The following is a 2,049-nucleotide window of genomic DNA, read 5'->3' as shown; positions in this document are numbered from 1 at the left end:
TCATCTCGCTGACCAGGGCGGCTGCGGTGGTAAAGCCGACGGACAATCCCCTCTGGCAGGCTGCCAGGCCAAGACCGATCGCAACATGGGTCTTGCCCGTGCCACTGGGTCCGAGCGCGATAACATTCTCGCGCCTTTCGATCCATTCGCAGCGCGCCAGTTCCAGCACCAGCATCTTGTTAAGCTTGGGGATGGCGGCAAACTCGAAGCTGTCGAGGCTTTTGGCGGCCGGGAACCGGGCGGCCTTGATGCGACGCTCGACCATGCGCCGTTCCCGGTCGATCAGTTCGAGTTCGACAAGTCGGGCAAGATAGCGGACATGATCCACGTCCTCGAGCGCGCATTGGCGGGCAAGCTTGTGGTGCTCGCGCAGGAAGGTCGGCAGCTTGAGCGCTTTGAGGTGGCTGGCAAGCAGGAGTTCGGGAGCATCGCTGCTCATGCCAGTTCCTCCTCGCGGTCCAGCAGACCCATATAGGCCTTGGCCGAGGTCGTCTCGACACTGGCTCTGGGCAGATAGGGGTAGATGGCAAGGTCGAGCCTGGGTGGCCGGCGTTCGGCCCGGCACAGGACGAGATGCTTGATGGCATCGAAGCTTATGGCGCCCAGGTGCAGCGCCTGCTTTATGGCCGCATGCAGGTCGGCCAGATCGAAGCTTTCCAGAAGACGCAACACTTGCACATAGGCGCGCCGGCCCTGCTTGCCCATCCGCGCTTCCATCAGGCGACGCAGTGTGGCGAACGCCTCGGGAAGTTCCCAGCCCTGGAGCGGGGCCGCCTGGTCGAGCGCATTGATCTTGTGCTCGATCAGCGGCAGGTAATGCAGTGGGTCAAAGACGATGTCTTCGCGCCCATAACTGCGCGGATGACGGGCGATGGTCTCCCCGCCGCAGCCGATCACCACCTCATCGACATAGCCACGGATCCAGGCGTCCTGATGGCCATAGGCAACAGGGACGGAATAGTCGTTGGTTCTGTAGCGCACCAGCGCCTGGGAGGAGACCCGGCCGCTGGCCTGGTCGCAGGCCTCGAAGGGCGATGCCGGCAGCGGCCGCATCGCCGCCAGATCGCGTTGCAGCCGTTCGCCGATCGTCTCGCTCTCCCCGCGTAGCCGATCGCCCTGGCGCCTGCGGCACTGCTCCTCGAGCCACAGGTTGAACGCGTCCCAGGTTGCAAACCGGGGGATCGGCACCATGAAGTTGCGGCGGGCATAGCCCACAAGTCCTTCAACACTGCCCTTGTCATTGCCCTTGCCGGGGCGGCCATAACGGTCCCGGATCAGGTAGTGGGACAAAAACCCGCTGAACAGCGTTGCCCGCTTGCGCGTGCCGTCAGGAAGAATTTTTGCCACCAGGCAGCGGTCGTTGTCGTAGACGATCGATTGCGGCACTGCGCCCAGAAAGGCGAACGCGTGGATATGGCCGTCCACCCATGCTTCAGCCACAGCTGCCGGATAAGCCCGGACATAGCAGGCGTCGCTGTGGGGCAGATCGAGCACGAAAAAGTGCGCCTTCTGTTCCACCCCGCCGATGATAACCACAGCCTCCCCGAAATCGGCCTGTCCATGTCCGGCAGGATGGGCCAGCGGCACAAATACTTCCTGACCGCGCCGGTCCCGCTCGCGCATGTAGTCCTTGATGATCGTGTAGCCGCCGGCAAACCCATGTTCGTCACGAAGGCGATCAAAAACGCGTTTGGCCGTATGACGCTGCTTGCGCGGGACCGCCCGGTCCTCGTCAAGCCACCGATCAATGATCGCGATGAACGCGTCCAGCTTCGGGCGTCGCACCGGCGCCTGCCGCCGATAGCCCGGCGGAATAGAATACGCCATCATCTTGCGAACCGTATCGCGCGAGATGCCGAAATGCCTGGCTGCTTCGCGCTGGCTCATGCCGCCATCGCAAGCCAGACGAACCTTCAAATATAAGTCCACGGTGTAGATCCCTCGTCCCTCCCGCACAAATTGCAGAAGGAAAATAGGTGGACGACTTTTAAGCCGCCCGCAGCAGGACAATCCAGCCGCTACCGTGGACTAATTTTGCACCGCCGTTCT

Annotated in this window: 2 protein-coding genes; both read right to left on the bottom strand. The window is 62.6% G+C overall.

Annotated elements, in window-relative coordinates; translation table 11 throughout:
- A partial coding sequence (locus DVH29_RS16015) for an ATP-binding protein (RefSeq protein ID WP_158541711.1) occupies positions 1–439 on the bottom strand: 439 nt, incomplete at its 3' end.
- Positions 436–1,929, bottom strand: a complete 1,494-nt coding sequence (istA, locus tag DVH29_RS16010; protein WP_114647185.1) for an IS21 family transposase — start codon at positions 1,927–1,929, stop codon at positions 436–438. The genes DVH29_RS16015 and istA, both read right to left, overlap by 4 nt.
- Between the last annotated feature and the right edge of the window lie 120 nt (positions 1,930–2,049).

Source organism: Pelagibacterium lacus (assembly GCF_003345525.1).
In the GTDB taxonomy this organism is placed as follows: domain Bacteria; phylum Pseudomonadota; class Alphaproteobacteria; order Rhizobiales; family Devosiaceae; genus Pelagibacterium; species Pelagibacterium lacus.
Note: the sequence above shows the minus strand (reverse complement) of the source record. Positions and strands in the feature narration are given on the sequence as shown.